This is a genomic window from Sphingomonas sp. BK235, assembly GCF_004345855.1.
Classification (GTDB): domain Bacteria; phylum Pseudomonadota; class Alphaproteobacteria; order Sphingomonadales; family Sphingomonadaceae; genus Sphingomonas.
Genome location: NZ_SLXN01000003.1, coordinates 598,472 through 615,978, shown reverse-complemented (window position 1 = coordinate 615,978; position 17,507 = coordinate 598,472). Strand labels below are relative to the sequence as shown.

The 17,507-nt window shown below is 71.6% G+C and carries 19 protein-coding genes; 10 read left to right on the top strand and 9 right to left on the bottom strand.

What is annotated here, in order from left to right; translation table 11 throughout:
* Nucleotides 1–20: 20 nt before the first annotated feature.
* Nucleotides 21–194 carry a hypothetical protein gene (locus tag EV292_RS22625; protein WP_165927083.1) on the bottom strand — a complete coding sequence of 58 codons (174 nt, stop codon included), beginning with the start codon at nucleotides 192–194 and terminating at the stop codon, nucleotides 21–23.
* Nucleotides 195–344: 150 nt separating this feature from the next.
* Between EV292_RS22625 and EV292_RS11810 the strand changes: the two genes are divergently transcribed.
* Nucleotides 345–1,013: a glutathione S-transferase family protein gene (locus EV292_RS11810; RefSeq protein WP_132909375.1), complete on the top strand. Its 669-nt coding sequence runs from the start codon at nucleotides 345–347 to the stop codon at nucleotides 1,011–1,013.
* On the opposite strand, the gene EV292_RS11805 is transcribed toward EV292_RS11810, so the two are convergent.
* Nucleotides 1,010–1,468: a cupin domain-containing protein gene (locus EV292_RS11805; RefSeq protein WP_132909374.1), complete on the bottom strand. Its 459-nt coding sequence runs from the start codon at nucleotides 1,466–1,468 to the stop codon at nucleotides 1,010–1,012. The genes EV292_RS11810 and EV292_RS11805 overlap by 4 nt on opposite strands.
* Before the next feature lie 5 nt (nucleotides 1,469–1,473).
* Here EV292_RS11805 and dapE point away from each other — a divergent pair, with 5 nt between their 5' ends.
* Entirely contained in the window at nucleotides 1,474–2,604 is a 1,131-nt protein-coding gene (dapE, locus tag EV292_RS11800) for a succinyl-diaminopimelate desuccinylase (RefSeq protein WP_132909373.1), read from the top strand.
* A gap of 191 nt (nucleotides 2,605–2,795) precedes the next feature.
* Here dapE and EV292_RS11795 read toward each other — a convergent pair whose 3' ends face one another.
* The 3 genes from EV292_RS11795 to EV292_RS11785 are packed head-to-tail and all read right to left on the bottom strand — an operon-like array spanning nucleotide 2,796 to nucleotide 5,322.
* Nucleotides 2,796–3,332, bottom strand: coding sequence for a Smr/MutS family protein (locus tag EV292_RS11795; protein ID WP_132909372.1), 537 nt, complete (start codon nucleotides 3,330–3,332; stop codon nucleotides 2,796–2,798).
* Nucleotides 3,307–4,638, bottom strand: coding sequence for a murein transglycosylase A (locus EV292_RS11790; protein WP_132909371.1), 1,332 nt, complete (start codon nucleotides 4,636–4,638; stop codon nucleotides 3,307–3,309). Before EV292_RS11790 ends, EV292_RS11795 begins: the two co-directional genes overlap by 26 nt.
* A gap of 39 nt (nucleotides 4,639–4,677) precedes the next feature.
* Nucleotides 4,678–5,322 carry a Tim44/TimA family putative adaptor protein gene (locus EV292_RS11785; protein ID WP_132909370.1) on the bottom strand — a complete coding sequence of 215 codons (645 nt, stop codon included), beginning with the start codon at nucleotides 5,320–5,322 and terminating at the stop codon, nucleotides 4,678–4,680.
* A 189-nt stretch (nucleotides 5,323–5,511) separates the two neighbouring features.
* Here EV292_RS11785 and secB point away from each other — a divergent pair, with 189 nt between their 5' ends.
* From secB to EV292_RS11765, 4 genes are all read left to right on the top strand, one after another.
* Nucleotides 5,512–6,012 (top strand): protein-export chaperone SecB, encoded by a 501-nt coding sequence (secB, locus tag EV292_RS11780; RefSeq protein WP_132909369.1) that lies wholly within the window; start codon nucleotides 5,512–5,514, stop codon nucleotides 6,010–6,012.
* A gap of 105 nt (nucleotides 6,013–6,117) precedes the next feature.
* Nucleotides 6,118–7,707: a murein biosynthesis integral membrane protein MurJ gene (gene murJ, locus EV292_RS11775; protein ID WP_132909368.1), complete on the top strand. Its 1,590-nt coding sequence runs from the start codon at nucleotides 6,118–6,120 to the stop codon at nucleotides 7,705–7,707.
* A 5-nt stretch (nucleotides 7,708–7,712) separates the two neighbouring features.
* Nucleotides 7,713–8,720, top strand: a complete 1,008-nt coding sequence (gene trpS, locus EV292_RS11770) for a tryptophan--tRNA ligase (protein ID WP_132909451.1) — start codon at nucleotides 7,713–7,715, stop codon at nucleotides 8,718–8,720.
* 372 nt (nucleotides 8,721–9,092) lie between these two features.
* Complete coding sequence (locus EV292_RS11765) at nucleotides 9,093–9,383, top strand: PspC domain-containing protein (protein WP_132909367.1); 291 nt, start codon at nucleotides 9,093–9,095, stop codon at nucleotides 9,381–9,383.
* A 7-nt stretch (nucleotides 9,384–9,390) separates the two neighbouring features.
* Here EV292_RS11765 and dnaA read toward each other — a convergent pair whose 3' ends face one another.
* The 4 genes from dnaA to EV292_RS11745 all read right to left on the bottom strand — a co-directional run bounded on the left by dnaA (nucleotide 9,391) and on the right by EV292_RS11745 (nucleotide 12,833).
* On the bottom strand, nucleotides 9,391–10,782 hold the full coding sequence (dnaA, locus tag EV292_RS11760) for a chromosomal replication initiator protein DnaA (RefSeq protein ID WP_347812591.1): 1,392 nt from the start codon (nucleotides 10,780–10,782) through the stop codon (nucleotides 9,391–9,393).
* 434 nt (nucleotides 10,783–11,216) lie between these two features.
* Nucleotides 11,217–11,480 carry a 30S ribosomal protein S20 gene (gene rpsT / locus EV292_RS11755; RefSeq protein WP_132909366.1) on the bottom strand — a complete coding sequence of 88 codons (264 nt, stop codon included), beginning with the start codon at nucleotides 11,478–11,480 and terminating at the stop codon, nucleotides 11,217–11,219.
* Nucleotides 11,481–11,577: 97 nt separating this feature from the next.
* Nucleotides 11,578–12,393: a bifunctional DNA-formamidopyrimidine glycosylase/DNA-(apurinic or apyrimidinic site) lyase gene (gene mutM, locus EV292_RS11750; protein WP_132909365.1), complete on the bottom strand. Its 816-nt coding sequence runs from the start codon at nucleotides 12,391–12,393 to the stop codon at nucleotides 11,578–11,580.
* A gap of 74 nt (nucleotides 12,394–12,467) precedes the next feature.
* Nucleotides 12,468–12,833: a hypothetical protein gene (locus EV292_RS11745; RefSeq protein WP_132909364.1), complete on the bottom strand. Its 366-nt coding sequence runs from the start codon at nucleotides 12,831–12,833 to the stop codon at nucleotides 12,468–12,470.
* Between the two features lie 118 nt (nucleotides 12,834–12,951).
* Here EV292_RS11745 and EV292_RS11740 point away from each other — a divergent pair, with 118 nt between their 5' ends.
* From EV292_RS11740 to coaBC, 4 genes are read left to right on the top strand one after another with little or no spacing between them, the layout of a single operon-like run.
* Entirely contained in the window at nucleotides 12,952–13,710 is a 759-nt protein-coding gene (locus EV292_RS11740) for a class I SAM-dependent methyltransferase (RefSeq protein ID WP_132909363.1), read from the top strand.
* Nucleotides 13,707–15,245, top strand: coding sequence for a 2-polyprenylphenol 6-hydroxylase (gene ubiB / locus EV292_RS11735; protein ID WP_132909362.1), 1,539 nt, complete (start codon nucleotides 13,707–13,709; stop codon nucleotides 15,243–15,245). The genes EV292_RS11740 and ubiB overlap by 4 nt, the downstream gene beginning before the upstream one ends.
* Entirely contained in the window at nucleotides 15,239–16,291 is a 1,053-nt protein-coding gene (locus EV292_RS11730) for a hypothetical protein (protein ID WP_165927082.1), read from the top strand. The genes ubiB and EV292_RS11730 overlap by 7 nt, the downstream gene beginning before the upstream one ends.
* On the top strand, nucleotides 16,288–17,475 hold the full coding sequence (gene coaBC / locus EV292_RS11725; RefSeq protein ID WP_132909360.1) for a bifunctional phosphopantothenoylcysteine decarboxylase/phosphopantothenate--cysteine ligase CoaBC: 1,188 nt from the start codon (nucleotides 16,288–16,290) through the stop codon (nucleotides 17,473–17,475). The genes EV292_RS11730 and coaBC overlap by 4 nt, the downstream gene beginning before the upstream one ends.
* Nucleotides 17,476–17,507: the final 32 nt, after the last annotated feature.

The window sequence follows — 17,507 nt, the reverse complement described above, 5'->3', positions numbered from 1 at the left end:
CCCGATCCGGGCGGGCCGGCTCAGTGCGTGCGCGCGCGCTCCCGCGCGGCGGCGATCTGCTGGCGCAGCAGCTCGGACCGGCTCGGCGCCGCGCCCGGCGCTGCGAACACGAGCCGCGGCGCCTGGACGAAGGCGGGAGCGCGAGCGGACAGGTCGGCGGTGCACGGGATCGAAGCGCGCGGATCATAGGTCATTGACGTAACCCCTGGCCGAAAGTGGCACCTTTCTTTGTAGCCCGGCCATGATGGCTGCCGGCTCTACGAGCGCGGTAAATTGCGAGGTCATGTTTCCGCCACGGCCTGCGCGCGATTGCCCTCCCCGCCGCGCGCGCCTAACCAGCGGGGATGAAGCTGATCATCGGCAACAAGGCCTATTCGTCCTGGTCGCTGCGCGGCTGGCTGGCGTGCCGCCAGTCGGGGCTCGCGTTCGAGGAGGTGGTGGTCCCGCTCTACGACGAGGCATGGGACAAGCGCCGCGAGGGCGCGGAGTTCGCGCCCTCGTCGGGCAAGGTGCCGATCCTGTGGGACGGCGAGGCCGTGGTGTGGGACAGCCTCGCCATCGTCGACTATCTCGCCGACAAGGTGGGGCGCGCACGCTTCTGGCCCGAGGACGAGGCCGCGCGGGCGATGGCGCGATCCATGGCGGCGGAGATGCACTCGAGCTTCACCGCGCTGCGCCGCAAGCACAGCATGAACGTGCGCCAGATCTACGCGCCGACGACGGTCGACCCGGATGTCGCGGCCGATCTGACGCGCCTGTTCGAGCTCTGGGCGCAGGCGCGCGCGCGCTTCGGCGGCGGTGGTGAGGGCGATTTCCTGTTCGGCGCGTTCGGCGCGGCGGACATCATGTTCGCACCGGTCTGCACCCGCATCGTCACCTACTCGCTCCCGGCGCCGCGCTTTGCCGCGGCGTACATCGGGGCGGTGCTGCGCCATCCCTTCCTCCAGGACTGGATCGCCGCCGCGCAGGAGGAGGAATGGGTGATCGAGAAGTTCGAGCAGCCCGCCGCCTAATCCGCCCCCTCCCCGCTCCCCGCCGGCTCGGCCGCATAGCCGTGCCGCGGGTGCCAGCGCATCGCGATATCGGGATAATGAACCGTCGAGGCCTCGGGCAGACTCACCGCGAACAGCACGCAGGGCGAGTCGCTCTCGTTGCGCAGATGGTGCGCGTTCGCCTCGCCCTTGCGGAAGGTGGCGATGTCCCCGGCCTGCATCGGGTGTCGCCCGGTATCGTCGACCAGCACCGCCGCGCCGCTGAGCACGATCACCAGCTCGTCCTCCCCCTCATGCCAGTGGCGCTGCGACGACCAGCCGCCCGGCGGCACGGTGACATGGGTCGCGACGAAGTCGCCGAGGCGCATCGCCTCGGACAGCACGCGCACCGTGCGATCCGACGCCGCTTTCTGGAACCGCGCGGGATAGTCGCTTCCCTCGTGCGAGGGCAGGCGCTCGACATCGACCTTGGGCATAGAGGATTCCTCACGTGATCGACGTGGTTCAACTCGCCAGCGCGCTGATCGCTGCCGAGAGCGTGACGCCCGCGCGCGGCGCGGTGTTCGACGTGCTGGAGGCGGCGCTGGTGCCGCTCGGCTTCGCGGTCGAGCGCTTCGTCGCGGGCGAGGCGCCCGACGGACCGGTCGAGAACCTGCTGGCGACCCGCGGCAGCGGGCGTCACCTCGCTTTCGCCGGCCATGTCGATGTCGTGCCGCCGGGGCCGGGCTGGAGCGCCGGGGCGTTCGAGCCGGTGATCGCCGAGGGCCTGCTGCGCGGGCGCGGCGCGGTCGACATGAAGGGCGCGGTCGCCGCCTTCGTCGCCGCCGCGGCGCGCGTGCCGGCCACGGCCGGGCAGTTGACGCTGATCATCACCGGCGACGAGGAAGGGCCGGCGACCTACGGCACCGTCGCGCTGATCGACCGCATGCGCGCGCGCGGCCTGCTCCCGGATCTGTGCCTCGTCGGCGAGCCCACCTCGGTCGCGGCACTGGGGGACATGGTCAAGATCGGGCGGCGCGGCTCGGTCAACATCTGGATCGACGTGCCGGGGCGGCAGGGGCACGTCGCCTATCCGCACCTCGCCGACAATCCGATCCCGCCGCTGGTGGCGGCATTGGCCGAGCTGGAAGCGCTGGTGCTCGACACGGGCAGCGACTGGTTCCAGCCCTCCAACCTCGAGATCACCGACGTCACCGTCGGCAATCCGGCGACCAACGTCATCCCGTCGCGGGCCAGCGCGCGGCTGAGCATCCGCTTCAACGACCTCCACCGCGGCGCCGATCTGGCGGCGCGGGTCGAGGCGATCGTGCGCGCGCACGCCCCCGCCGCGCAGGTGACGGCGCGCGTGTCGGGGGAGGCCTTCCTGACCGAACCGGGCGCGCTCTCGGCCTTGGTGTCGGCGGCGATCCTCGAGGTGACCGGGCGGACGCCCGGGCTGTCGACCACAGGCGGCACGTCGGACGCCCGCTTCCTGCGGGCGTTATGCCCGGTGGTGGAGTTCGGACTGCTCAACGCGACGATGCACAAGGCGGACGAGGCAGTGAGGCTGGAGGATCTGGCGCAGCTCACCGCCATCTACGCGCGGGTGATCGAGCGCGCGTTCGCGGGGTGAGTCGCCAGCTCGGCCGGTAGAGGGTCGCGTATGAGGTTCACGCCCCCTGCTCCCACCATCACCGTCATCCCGGACTTGTTCCGGGATCCACTGTTCCGCGCCGACGAAGGCTGCGGATCAAGCCTAACAGTGGACCCCGGAACAAGTCCGGGGTGACGGCGGGAAGAAGGAGAGAGGGAGGAAAACTCCGCTCACCGCTTCCGCCGCAGGATCACGTACAGCGCACCCGCGCCGCCGTGCCGCGGGTGCGCGTTGCGGACCGCGGCGATCGCGCCGGCGTGGCGCGAGAGCTGGAGCCAGTCGAGCACCGAGGCGCGGATCGCGCCGCGCGCGTGCGGGCGCTGGCTCTCCGGCCGCGGCGGCTTGCCCGTGACGAGCAACACCACCCGCTCCCCGCGCGCGATCGCCGCGCCCAGGCCGAGGTCGAGCGCGCTATGCGCCGAGGCGAGCGTATGGCCGTGCAGGTCGATCGTTCGCTCGGGCGCGACATGGCCGGTCGCGAGCCGCCGGTCCCAGCCGCGATCCAGCGTCTCGCCCGGCCCGCGTGGCGTGGGCCGCACCGGCGCGCTGACCGGCGTCGTCGTGACCGCCCGCGGCGGCGCGACGGGCTCCGGGCGAACAGGCGCGTCAACGACCGGTTCGACCCGTCGTCCGGGCAGCGCGCGCACCGTGGCGCGCACGCGTGCCCATAGCGCTTCCTCGTCAGCGCCGAGGCGTCGTCCCGCCACCCACGCCTCCCGCGGCGCGGCGCGCCACCCAGCGATCGTAGCTGCCCACCGGCAGCAGCAGGAACGCGGTGCCGCGCGCGCTCATCCCGCCCGCGGTGGCGCGCGCGTCCTCGCCCGCGCCCCAGAAGGTGTCGACCCGGTTGGCGCCCTTGATGGCGCCGCCGGTGTCCTGCGCGATCCACACGCCGTTGGCGTCGGTCCGGTCCATCGAGAGGAAGATCGGCGCGCCGAGCGGGACGAAGCGCGGGTCGGCGGCGACGGTGACGCCGCCGGTGACGGGCAGCCCCAGCGCGCCGAGCGGCGGCCCGTCGAGCTCGCGGAAGAAGACGTAGCTCTTGTTCTCGCGCATGATCGCGCGGCCCTCGTCGGGGTGCGCGTGGAGCCAGGCGACGATCCCCTGCATCGACGACTGTCCCGGTCCGAGCAGCCCGCGGTTCTTCATCAGCGCGCCGATGCCGGTATATTCGCGGCCGTTCTGCGTCTCATAGCCGATGCGAAGGATCGCGCCGTCGCGCATCCGCACCAGCCCCGAGCCCTGCACTTGGAGGAAGAACAGCTCGACCGGGTCGACCGCATAGCCGAGCACGCGCGCGCGGCCCTCCAGTGCGCCCAGCTCGATCGCGGTGCGGTCATAATAAGGCACCAGCTTGCTGCCCTCGACGCGGCCGCGGATCTTCTTGCCCGCTAGCGTGTCGACGAAGCTGCCGAGGTCGACGTCGATCAGGTCGGTCGGGCGCGCGTAGATCGGCGCGTAGCCGGGGCGCGGCTCGCGCGACCCGGCGATCTCGGGGATGAAATAGCCGGTGGCGAAGGCGCGGCCGTCGCCGACCTGCACCGCCTCGAACCAGCGCTGGAAGAAGGAAGCGGCGTCGCGGTCGGCCGTGGTCGTGGCGGCGGTACAGGCCGCTTGCCAGTCGCTCCCGATCGTCAGCCCGGTGGCATCGGTGCGGCGGACCAGGCTGGGACAGCTCAGCCGGAAGGCCGCCAGCGCCGCGCTGGCCTGATCGCGCTCGAGCCGGAGCGTGCTGATCGCCGGCCCGCGGACGATGCCGTTGGCGGAGGCGCTGACCGCGCCCGGCACGGTGATCCCCGTCATCGGCGCGAGCGGGGTCGAGGCGACGGGCTGGCGCGCGGGGCGGTCGACCGGATAGCTGGTCCGCGCCGGTGCGCGCACTGGACGCGGGGCGGAGGGAGCAGTGACCGGGCGGCTGGCGCTGCTGCGCGGCGGTGTCGGTCGCTCGCCGGGTCCGACGCAGGCCGCGACCGTCATCGCGCTCGCCATCGCGAGCGCCCCCCTCATCCGCATTACGCCCCTTTCACTATCACGCCGCCGCGCGCGACCGCCTCACGCCTCGTCGGTGTCCGCGAGGATCCAGTTCGGATCGGCGCTCTTCACCTGGCGCACGAAGGTCCACACGTCGTGGGTCTCGACCGCGTCGCTGGTCGAACCGGCGACGACCTGTCCCTCGCCATCGCGGGTCACTGCGGCGATGTCGGCGTCGAAGCGCACCGTCACGCGCGCTTCACCACCGCCGACCGAGGCCGAGGCGATGCTGGCGCGCTCGATCGAGATCAGGCGGTTGTCGAGCACGTGCCCGGCGGCCTGACGCGCCTCGATCGCTTCCTGGAAGGCGGCGAGCACGTCGGGCGCGACGAGCCCGCGCAGCGCCTCAACGTCACCGCGCCAATAGGCCTCGAGGATCATGCGATACGCCGACTTCGCGCCCTCGATGAAGCGGTTGACGTCGAACTGCGGCTCGGCCGCCACCAGCGCGCGCAGCCCCGGCTCGGTGCCGCTGTCGAACGGGCGCATGACCGGCTCGCGCACCTCCGGCGTGACGTCGACCGTCCGCGGCAGCGCGGCGGGGCCGACTCGCTCCTCCGCCGGCTTGGGCAGCGGCTGCTCGTGGCCCGAGCGCTTGCCGAGGACCGAGTAGAGCCGCAGGGCGAGAAAGCCGGCGACCATGGCGAGCAGGACTACGTAGAACACGGCAACTCCAGACGGCTGGTCTGCGAAAAACTTGACGTCGTACATAGGCATGACGGCGGCGAACATCAAACTGCCCTGGGTCAAATCGCCGGGGCGACGATTGTATCCCATCGACCGCGCTGCTAACCGCCGCTGACACTCGCGCCGGGCCGGCCCCGGACGCGCGACCAAGGTGTGAAGGGACGGACGATGGACAGCCAGGACAATATCGGCGGCGAGCCGCTCGCCAATGGGGCAGACACGGGCCCGGCAGCGGGACTGATCTCGCAGTACGTCAAGGACCTGTCGTTCGAGAACCCGAACGCGCCGGCGGTCTATCAGGAGCCCAATCCGCCCGAGATCAACGTCCAGTTCGACATCGGCGCGGCACAGGTGGGCGAGGAAGTCCATGAGGTGACGCTCAAGATCGAGGTGCGCGCCACCACCGGCGGCAAGACCGCCTTCATCGCCGAGCTCTCCTACGCCGGGTTGTTCGGGCTGCGCAACGTGCCGGCGGAGCATGTCCAGCCGTTCCTGCTGGGCGAGGGCCCGCGGCTGCTGTTCCCGTTCGCGCGCCGCGTCGTCGCCGACGCGATCCGCGACGGCGGCTTCCCGCCGCTGCTGCTCGAGCCGATCGACTTCAACGCTTTGTTCCTCCAGCAGGCGCAGGCGCAGGGCGTGTCGTTCGGCGGCGAGGTCGGCCAGGCCTGAGGTCGCACACGGCGCTCCTGCGCACGCAGGAGCCCAGGGCGGCGAGCGTGGCTCCCGTGGCTCTGGGTTCCCGCGTCCGCGGGAACACGGGTGGCCGGTAACGCTATGAATCTCGCCAAAGCGCTCGGGTCGGTCGGCGGGCTGACGCTCGCCAGCCGCGTGCTCGCGCTGGTGCGCGACACGTTGCAGGCGAGCTATGTCGGCGCGGGCTTCGCGTCCGACGCCTTCTTCGTCGCCTTCCGCCTCCCCAATATGTTCCGCGCGCTGTTCGCGGAGGGCGCCTTCTCCGCCGCGTTCATCCCCTTGTTCAACCGCAAGGTGGCGGAAGGAGGCGGCACGCCCGCGGGTGTCGACTTCGCCGAGCGCGCGCTGGCGGTGCTGTTCCCGGTGCTGCTCGTCTTCACCGCCGCGATGCTGATCGCGGCGTGGCCGCTGACCTGGGCGCTGTCGCTCGGCTTCGAACGCCAGCACCCGACCGCCGATCAGTTCGCCTTCGCGGTGATGCTCTCCCGCTTCACCATCCCCTATCTGCTGCTGATCTCGCTGGTCTCGCTGCTCGGGAGCATCCTCAACTCTCTCAATCGCTTCTGGGTCAATGCCGCGGCCCCGATCCTGCTCAACGTGGCGATGGTCGGGGGTCTGCTCTTCTTCCACGGCAGCGACGTCTATGCGACCGCGCGCGTTCAGGCGATCTCGGTCACGGTCGGCGGCGCGCTTCAGCTCGCCTGGCTGTGGTGGGCGTGCCGGCGCGCGGGTGTCTCGCTGAGGCTACGCCGTCCCCGGATCGACGATGACGTCAAGCGGCTGCTCAAGCTGATCGTCCCCGCCGCCGCGGGCGCCGGCGCGGCGCAGGTCAATCTCGCTATATCGACCGCGCTGGCGGCCGGCCTGCTCTCCGCGGGTTCGGTCTCGGCGATCTATTACGCCGACCGGCTCAACCAGCTGCCGCTCGGCATGATCGGCATCGGCCTCGGCACGATCCTGCTGCCGGTCGTATCGCGGCTGCTGAGCGAGGGGCGCGAGGCCGAGGCGATGGAGACGCAGAACCGCGGGCTCGAGCTCGCGCTGTTCCTCACCCTGCCCGCCACCGCCGCCTTCGTCTTCGCCGCCGAGCCGATCGTGCGCGGGCTGTTCCAGCACGGCGCCTTCACCGGCGCAGACAGCGCGCGCTCGGCGCAGGCGCTCGCCGCTTTCTCGCTCGGGCTGCCGAGCTACGTGCTGGTCAAGGTGCTCACCCCCGGCTTCTACGCGCGCGCCGACACGCGCACGCCGGTGCGGCTGGCGCTCTACTCGGTCGCGCTCAACCTCGTCGGCAATCTCGTGCTGATCCCGACGCTGGCGCATTGGAACATCGGCCAGATCGGCCCGCCGCTCGCCACCGCGCTGGCGTCGACGGTCAACGTCGCCTCGCTGTACGTCGTGCTGGCGCGCCGCGGCCATTTCGCGCTCGACCCGCAGCTCAAGCGCAAGGTGCCGCGGCTCGCGCTCGCCGCGCTGCTGATGGGCGGCGCGCTGCTGCTGGTGACGCCGCTGGTCGACCCCTATCTCACCGGCAGCCTCGTCGTGCGCGGCGCCGCGCTGACGGTGCTGGTCGGCGCGGGCGTGGCGATCTACGCGCTCGCCTGCTTCGTCACCGGCGCGTTCCGCGTCGCCGACCTCCGTTCCCTCCTCCGTCGCAGAGCCTCGTCCCGATGACCAAGATGCGCGTCGTCTCCGGTATCAAGCCCACCGGCAACCTCCACCTCGGCAATTATCTGGGGGCGGTGAAGCAGTGGGTCGCGATGCAGGACCAGATCCAGGCGCAGGGCGGCGAGACGATGTACTTCATCGCCGACCTGCACGGCCTCACCGAGTTCATCGCGCCCGCCGAGCTGACCGCCAACACGATCGAGATGACCGCCACTTTGGTCGCCGCCGGGATCGATCCCGAACGCTCGATCCTGTTCAACCAGGCGCGCGTGCCCGCGCACAGCGAGCTCGCCTGGCTGCTCAACAATGTCGCGCGGGTGGGCTGGCTCAACCGCATGACCCAGTTCAAGGACAAGGCGGGGAAGAACCGGGAGGGCGCCAGCGTCGGGCTGTACGATTATCCCGTGCTGATGGCGGCCGACGTGCTGCTCTACAACGCTACGCATGTCCCCGTCGGTGAGGACCAGAAGCAGCATCTCGAGCTGGCGCGCGACATCGCGACCAAGTTCAACACCGATTATGACAGCGCGCTGTTCACCCTGCCCGAGCCGCTGATCAGCGCCGCGGCGCCGCGGATCATGTCGCTGCGCGACGCGGCGGCGAAGATGAGCAAGTCCAACCCGTCGGAACAGTCGCTGGTCAAGCTGATCGACAGCGACGAGGTGATCGCGGAGAAATTCCGCAAGGCGAAGACCGACCCCGACCTGCTCCCCGCGACGATGGAGGAGCTCGGCGGCCGGCCCGAGGCACGCAACCTGCTGACGATCTTCGCCGCGCTCGCCGATCGTTCTCCGCAGGACGTGCTGAGCGAGTTCGCGGGCAAGGGGTTCGGCGCGTTCAAGCCCGCGCTGGCGGACCTGGCGGTGGCGAAGCTCGCGCCGATCCGCGACGAGATGGTGCGGCTGCTCGACGATCGCGCCGCGATCGACTCGATCCTCGAGCGCGGCGCGGAGAAGGCGCGGGCGCTGGCGGCGCCGACGCTGAAGGCGGCGCAGCGGGCGATGGGGTTGTTGGCGTAAGCTACGCGGGAGCGATGGCGCATCTCGCCAAATGATGGCGCGTTCCTCTCCGCGCGCGGCGTTCCTCTGCGACTCTCACCCGCCGTCATCCCGGACTTGATCCGGGATCCACCCCTCCGCGAGCACGAGGCGTTAGAAGTACGCGGGACGGTGGATCCCGGATCAAGTCCGGGATGACGGACGCGTAACGCGCGGAAATCCTTCAGCAAAGGGGTCGGGGATGCGGTGTCGCCGTCCCACCGAACCCAGCGCGCGCTGGGAAGCACCCCACCCCAACCCTCCGCTTAAGAGGAGGGAGAGTAAGTTTGGCATCACTCTTGCTCAGCATCTCGCGAGCCGCGGCGACCGCCGCCCGAGAGAGCGAGAGAGCGCATGACCGACACCACCACCCCGCCCGCCCCGCGCGACAACCTCTTCGGCGTCTGCGCCGCGGTCGGCGAGGACCTGGGCTTCAACCCACTGTGGCTGCGCGCCGCCTTCGCGGGCGCGCTGCTGTTCAGCCTGGAAGCGGTGCTGGCGACCTATGCCGCGCTGGGCGTGATCGTGCTCGCCAGCCGGCTGCTCTTCCCCGATCGCCGGCGCGCGACGGCCACGGCCGAGATCACCCCGCTCCCCGCGGCGACCCCGTCGAGCGAGGAGGAGCCGCTGCGCCGCGCGGCGTGAGCGGCGCTCAGGCGCCGAGCTGGCCGAGCAGCAGCCGCACCGCGCCGTCGACCTCGCGGTCGCTGTCGCGCAGCGACTCGATTCGCTTGACCGCGTGGATCACGGTGGAGTGATCGCGCCCGCCGAACTTGCGGCCGATCTCGGGCAGCGAGCGCGTGGTGAGGCGCTTGGCGAGATACATCGCGATCTGCCGCGGCCGCGCCACCGCCCGCGCGCGCCGCGCCGAGATCAGGTCGAGCGGCTTGAGCTCGAAATGGTCCGAGACCAGTTTCTGGATCTGGTCGATCGTGACGCGGCGCTGATGGCCGCGCAGCATGTCGCCCAGCGTCTGGGTCGCGAAGTCGAGGTCGATCGTCGACCCGGTCAGCATCGCATAAGCGGTGACGCGGGTGAGCGCCCCCTCCAGCTCGCGGATGCTCGCGGTGATCCGCGTCGCGAGCAGGTCGAGCACCGCGGCGGGGACGCGCACGTCGGGCATGTCCGCCACGCGGCGCGCGAGCACCTCGCGACGCAGCGCCAGTGACGAGGGGCGGATGTCCGCCACCAGCCCGCCGCCGAGCCGCCCGAGAATGCGCGGCTCGATTCCCTCGAGCGCCTGCGGCGCGCGATCGGCGGCGATCACCAGCCGCTTACCCGCGGCCATGATCTCGTTGACGGTGTGGAAGAACTCCTCCTGCGTCGAGTCCTTGCCCGCGATGAACTGAAGGTCGTCGATCAGCAGCAGGTCGAGCCCGCGCAGCTTCATCTTGAACGCGAACGTGTCGCGCGCGCGTACCGCGGCGACGAACTCGAACATGAAGCGCTCGGCCGACATCAGCATGACGCGCGCGCCCGGATGCGCCGCCAGGAAAGCGTGCGCCACCGCGTTCATCAGATGGGTCTTGCCCTGCCCCGTCGCGCCGTGAAGGAACAGCGGGCTGAAGCGCACCGGACCGGGCTCAGCGAGCGCGCGCGCGGCGTTGACCGCGACCAGGTTCGACTCATCCACCACGAAGCGCTCGAAGGTGAGCCGCGGGTCGAGCTGCGGGCGCTCGCCGGCCTCACCCGATGCCGCGGCGACCGGCTCGGCCGGTGCCGCGACCGCGGCGGGGGCGGTCAGCACGGCGGTGACGGGTGCGCGCGCCGCGGTCTCGACCTCGACGCTGCGCACGCCGGGCAGCACCGCGCGGAACTCGTGCACCAGCCGCTCGGCATAATGGCTGCGCACCCAGTTGGTCATGAACGGCGACGGCAGCGTCAGGCGGACGTCGAGCGGGTCGGCCGCGTCGGCCAGCGCGATCGGCGCGAGCCACTGGTCGAACAGCCGCGCCCCGGCGGACTGGCGCAGGTTGGCGCGCACCCGGGTCCAGGCCCGTGCCACGTCGCTCATCCCGTCCACTCGCTCCGCCACTTGCGCCACGCACAGCTCTCCCGTTGCCGCGAACGCATGCGTTCGCGGATCCTTCATCCGCAAAGTCAAACGTCCCCCTGCCCGCGGCCCCTCGCGCGTCGGCTATCAGACGGTGTCTCTGTGCCGCGCCGGACGAACGCCGGTGCGGTTCGACAGGATTAGGAACAGGCGGCTGAGTCGATCAAGACCGGCCGCGGACACAAAATCGAAATAAAGCAGGTTGACTCGCCGCCAGCCGCGCAAATGCGTCGAATTTCTCACAAGCCACTGTAAATATTTGGTTTTAGTGGCGATCCGGCGATCGTACCGGGTGCGAATCGCAGGATTCCCGGGGCTTTTGGAAAGAAGCGTCGACCCGATCTGGGGATCGCCGAGAACGCATACGAAAACGCCCGCCGGGAGCGTCCCGACGGGCGTTTTCGTAGCGCTGAGAAGGCGTTGGCTTAGGCGAGCCCGGCCACGCGCTTGGTCAGGCGGGAGAACTTCCGCGCCGCCGTGTTCTTGTGGAGTACGCCCTTGGCCACGCCGCGCGCGATCTCGGGCTGCGCCGCCTGCAGCGCGGTCGCCGCCCCGGCCTTGTCGCCGGCCGCGAGCGCTGCCTCGACCTTCTTCACGAAGGTGCGGATCCGGCCGACGCGGTTACCGTTGACTTCGGCCCGACGCTCGTTGCGGCGGATGCGCTTCTTGGCTTGCGGCGTGTTCGCCATGAACGTCCTCTGACTGTTTCGAATCGATGAAAAGCAGGGCGGCCGGCAACACCGTCACCCTCGAAGGCGCGGCCCATAGCGCGGGTGCCGCGCAGCGTCAACCGCGCTGGCAGGCCGGGCACCAGAAGGTCGAGCGTCCGCCCTCGGCGTAACGATGCACCGTGCCGCCACAGCCGCAGGGCGCGCCCTCGCGGCCATAGACCGCGAACTGCTTGGAGAAATAGCCGAGCTCGCCATCGGGTCGGGCATAGTCGCGCAGGCTCGACCCGCCCGCCGCGATCGCGGATTCGAGCACGTCGTGGACCGCCTCGACCAGCCGGTCGAGCCGCGCCCGTGCGACCTGGCCGGCGGCGCGGCGCGGATTGATCCGCGCGTGGTAGAGCGCCTCGCACACGTAGATATTGCCGAGGCCCGCGACGACACGCTGGTCGAGCAGCGCGAGCTTGATCGAGGTCGTCTTCCCCGCCAGCGCGTCGTGCAGATAGGCGGCGGTGAAGGTCGGCCCGAGCGGCTCGGGGCCGAGCGCGCCGAACGCCGGAAAGCGCGCCAGTGCGTCGGTGGGCCACAGGTCGACCGAGCCGAAGCGGCGCGGATCGTTGAGCGCGAGCCGCCGCCCCGCCCCGGTCTCGATCAGCAGGTGATCGTGTGCGAGCAGCTCGGCCGGATCGACTCGCCAGCGCCCCGACATGCCGAGGTGGAAGATCAATGTGTCACCGCGGTCGGTGTCGATCAGGCCATATTTGGCGCGGCGCGACAGCGCGGTGACCCGCGCGCCGGTGAGCCGCTGGCGCAGCTCGGGCGGGAAGGGTCGGCGCAGATCGCCGCGGCGCGGCTCGACACGCGCCAGCGTGGCGTCGAGCAGCACCGGCGTGAGCCCGCGCACGGTGGTCTCGACCTCGGGAAGTTCGGGCATGGCGGTGACTTAGCCGCGCGGCGCCCGCGGGGCTAGGGAGCGAGCGCGGACCAGACCGGGCGGCTAAAGCGCCCTCACTCCTCCGCAGCGGCGCGTCGGGCCGCCCGCTCGGACCACCACCAGAACGTCAGCACGCCGGCACCGATCACCGCGAGCACGACCGCTACCTGGAACATCTGCCCGCGCTCGTCCCCTTCGTTGAAGAGACCGAGAGCCGCGACCGCGATCGACGCGACGAGACAGACCCACCCGGCCAAGCTGCCGAGGTGGCGTGGGCGAGGCTCCACCTTGCCGATGAGCAGCCGCGCGCTCTCCGCGTCGGTGGCTGCCACCCTGACGATCGCACGATAGAGCAGCGCGTCGGTGATCAGGCGGCGCAGCTGCACCACGCACGCCGCCAGCATCCACAGGGCGGCGACAGGAACCACGATCTCTACCATCGACGATCCTCAACGACGAATCTACGTGCCCGACGCTATCATAGAAGCGAGCCGGTCGGTGAGGTGAGCCTGCTCGTCCCCCTTCCCTCCCCCCGGCGCACGCCCTAGAGCGGCGGGCATGAGCGATACCCCCGGCAGCGCCGCCAGCGAGCGCGTGGTCTCCTTCGGTTACGAGGACGTCACCCCGGTCGAGAAGACCGCGCGCGTGCGCGGCGTCTTCTCCAACGTGGCGAGCCGCTACGATCTGATGAACGACGCCATGTCGGGGGGCATGCACCGGCTGTGGAAGGATCGCTTCGTGCGCCGCGTCAAGCCGCGCGCGGGCGAGCAGATCCTCGACATGGCGGGGGGCACCGGCGACATCGCGTTCCGGCTGGCGCAGCACGGCGCCGCGGTGACGGTGGCCGACATCAACCCCGAGATGCTCGAGGTCGGCATGCGCCGCGCGCAGCAGCGCGGCATCGACGGGCTGGTGTGGACCGAGGCCAATGCCGAGACGCTGACCTTCCCCGACCGCTTCTTCGACGCCTATACGATCGCTTTCGGCATCCGCAACGTCACCGACATTCCCGCGGCGCTGCGCGAGGCGCATCGCGTGCTGCGCCGCGGCGGCCGCTTCTACTGCCTCGAATTCTCCACCACGCAATGGCCCGGCTTCGCGGAAGTGTATGACGCTTATTCGCACCGCATGGTCCCGAAGCTCGGCCAGCTGCTCGCCGGCGATGCGGACAGCTACCGCTATCTCATCGAGTCGATCCGCCGCTTCCCCGACATGCCCGCGTTCGAGCGGATGATCGCCGACGCCGGCTTCGTGCAGACGCGCGTCGAGGCGGTGCTGGGCGGGCTGGTGGCGATCCACAGCGGCTGGAAGATGTGACCTCACCCATCGTCCACACCTGGCGGCTGCTGAGCTGGGGGCGCACGCTGGCACGCCACGGCGCGCTGCGCGGGCTCGAGCGCGATCCCAACACGCCGCCGCGTCTGCGCCGGCTGCTGCGGCTCGCCCGGCTCGGCGCGCGCGTGCCGGCGGTGCCGCGCTACGCCGACGCCTTCGAGGCACTCGGGCCGGCGGCGATCAAGTTCGGCCAGACGCTCGCCACCCGCCCCGATCTGGTCGGCGAGGAAGCGGCGAGCGATCTGCTGCGGCTCCAGGACGCGATCCCGCCGGTACCGTTCGCGGCGATCTCGCAGGTGATGCGGACCAGCTTCGGCCGCCCGCTCGACACCCTGTTCCGCGAGATCGAGGAGGCGCCGGTCGGCTCTGCCTCGATCGCGCAGGTCCACCGCGCGGTCACCACCGACGGCCGACGCGTCGCGGTGAAGGTGCTGCGCCCCGGCGTCGAGGAGGATTTCGCCCGCGCGATCGATACCTATGAGTGGGCCGCGGCGCAGATCGAGCCGATGGGCGGCGAGATCGCGCGGCTTCAGCCGAGGCTGGTGATCGAGACGTTCAAGCGCTGGACCGCGCGCGAGCTCAATTTCACGCGCGAGGCGGCCTCGGCCTCCGAGCTGGCCGAGACGATGACCGCCGAGCCCAAATTCGTCGTCCCCGCGGTCGACTGGGCGCGCACCACGGGCAAGGTGCTGACGATCGAGTGGGTCGACGGGATCAAATTGTCCGACCGCGCCGCGTTGATCGAGGCGGGCCATGACCTGCCCGAGCTGGCGCGCGTGCTGGTCCATGCCTTCCTGCGTCAGGCGATCGCGGACGGTTTCTTCCACGCCGACCTGCACCAGGGCAATCTGTTCGCGCTGCCGGGCGATCAGGTCGCGGCGATCGACTTCGGCATCATGGGGCGGATCGACCGGCGCGCGCGCGTGTGGCTGGCCGAGATCCTCTACGGGCTGATCACGGGCAATTACCGCCGCGTCGCCGAGATCCACTTCGAGGCGCAATATGTCCCCTCGCACCACAATGTCGAGGAATTCGCCACCGCACTCCGGGCGGTGGGCGAGCCGATGCGCGGGCTGCCGGTCAAGGACATGTCGATCGGCATGATGCTCGACGGGCTGTTCGGCATCACGCGCGACTTTGACATGGTCACCCAGCCGCACCTACTGCTGCTCCAGAAGACGATGGTGATGGTGGAGGGCGTCGCCACCGGGCTCGACCCCGAGATCAACCTGTGGGTCACCGCGGCGCCGCTGGTCGAGGACTGGATCCGCACCGAGCTCGGCCCCGAGGCGGCGATCGCGGACCGGCTCGTCGCCGACGTGCGCACGCTGGCGCGGCTGCCCGAGCTGGTGCGGCGGATCGAGGCGCGCTTCCCCGCGCCGGGCGGCGCGCCGCCGCGTCCGCCGCTCAAGGAGATCCAGGTGGTGCGCGTGGGCGGCGGCTGGCGCTACGCGTTGGTCGGCGCGCTGGGCGCCGCCGCAGGCGTCGGCGCGATGCTGCTGGCGGCGCCGTGGTGACCCGGGCGGCGCCGCTGTTGCTCGTCGCGCCCACGCGCTTCGGCGCGATGGAGCGCGGTGCGGCGCGATGGTGGTGCGCGGCGCTGTTGCTGGGCGTCGTCGCCACGGCCGGGCTCGCCGACGCGAGCGTCCGGCCCGCGGCCGAGCTGCTCCACGATTCGATCGTCGCGGCGATGCGCCACGGTGGGCGCTATTACGAGACCTTCCGCGACCTCGCCCGCACCGCGCCCGACGCCCCCAACGCGCGCGTCCTGCCGCCGACACTCGCGGCGGTCAGCGCCGCCATGCCGGCCTGGGCGACGCTGTTGCTGATCGGTGCCGCGCTCGCCGGTGCGGTCGCGGTCGGGGTGCAGCGGCTCACCGCGCTGTTCGCGGGCGCGCCCGGGCAGGTCATGGCCGCCCTCCTCCTCGTGGCGGGCACCGCGGCGGCCGCGCTGCTGTGGGAACAGGCACCGCACGCGGGCTGGGCCGCCCTGCTCACCGGTTACGCGCTGCTGCTGCGCCGCGCCGATCGCTGGGTGACCGCCGCCGCGCTGGGCGGCGCGGCGGGGGTGATCGATCCCGCCGCGCTGCTGGTGCCCGCCCTCATGGCGCTGCTGGCCTTGTACGACGGCGGCATCCGCGAGGCGTCGGGCTGGCTCGTCGCGCTGGCGCTCGGCCTGGTCGTCCTCGCGGTCCATCTCTGGACCATGGCGGCGGTGGTGCCGCCGCCGCTCGACGCCGCGCCCGTGCTGCCCGCGCCGGCGGGTGCGGCGGCGCGGCTGCTCGGCGCCGCGCTGCCGGGCGTGGCGCCCTGGCTGGCGGCCCCGTTGCTGCTGCTGAGCCTGCTCGGCTGGGCGGCGCTGCCGCGCGGGCTGGGGCCGCGCGCCGCCGCGCTGCTCGTCGCCGCGCTGGCGCTGGACGGTCGCATCGCGGGTCTGCACAGCGCGACGCTGGCGACGGTGCTGGTCGCGCCGGGGCTCGCGCTGGCGCCCGACGCGGTCGCGGATCTCCTGCGCCGCGCACCGGGCCGCCGGCGCATCACGGTGACGAGGGTGACACGATGAGCCGCATCCTGCTGATCGTCGGCGGCGGCATCGCCGCCTACAAGGCATGCGAGCTGGTGCGCGAGCTGCGCCGCCGCGGCCACGTCGTCCGCTGCGTCCTGACCGAGGGCGGCAGTCATTTTGTCACCGCGATGACGCTCGCCGCGCTCAGCGAGAACAAGGTCCATACCGATCTGTGGGACCTGAAGGACGAGGCCGAGATGGGGCATATCCAGCTCAGCCGCGAGGCGGACCTGGTGGTGGTCGCTCCCGCCACCGCCGACCTGCTCGCGCGCATGGCGGCCGGGCTGGCGAACGATCTGGCCACCACGCTGCTGCTCGCCACCGACAAGCCCGTGCTCGCCGCGCCGGCGATGAACGTGCGCATGTGGCTCCACCCCGCGACCCAGCGCAACGTCGCGCAGCTGCGCGCCGACGGCGTGACGGTGATGGAGCCCGACGAGGGCGCGATGGCGTGCGGCGAGTTCGGCCCCGGCCGGCTGCCCGAGCCGCTGACGATCGCGGCGCGGATCGAGCGCGCGCTCGCTCCCCCTGCCGACGGGCCGCTGACGGGACGCCACATCCTGGTCACCGCCGGTCCGACCCACGAACCGATCGATCCGGTGCGCTACATCGCCAACCGCTCCTCCGGGAAGCAGGGCTTCGCCATCGCGCGAGCACTCGCCGCGCTGGGCGCGCGCGTGACGCTGGTGGCGGGGCCGGTGACACTGGCGACGCCCGAGGGGGTCGTCCGGGTCGACGTCGAGACGGCGGGCGAGATGGCCGCCGCGGTCGACGCGGCGCTCCCCGCCGACGCAGCGGTGATGGTGGCCGCGGTGGCGGACTGGCGCGCCGAACAAGCTGCCGGGCAGAAGCTGAAGAAGGACGGGAGTGCGCCCGCCCCGTTGCCGCTGGTGGCCAATCCCGACATCCTCGCCGGCGTGGCGCATGGCCCGCGTCGTCCGCGGCTGGTGATCGGCTTCGCGGCGGAAACCGAGGCGGTGATCGCGCATGCCACCGCCAAGCGCGTACGCAAGGGCGCCGATTGGATCGTAGCCAACGACGTCTCCGGCGACGTCATGGGCGGCGACTCGAACGCGGTCCACCTCGTCACGGCGGACGGAATCGAGAGCTGGGAGCGCGCGACCAAGGACGCCGTCGCCGCGCGTCTGGCGGCGCGGATCGCGGCGGCGCTGGAGCGGTGACACGGCCCGCCCGAGCGCGGGATCAGGCGAGC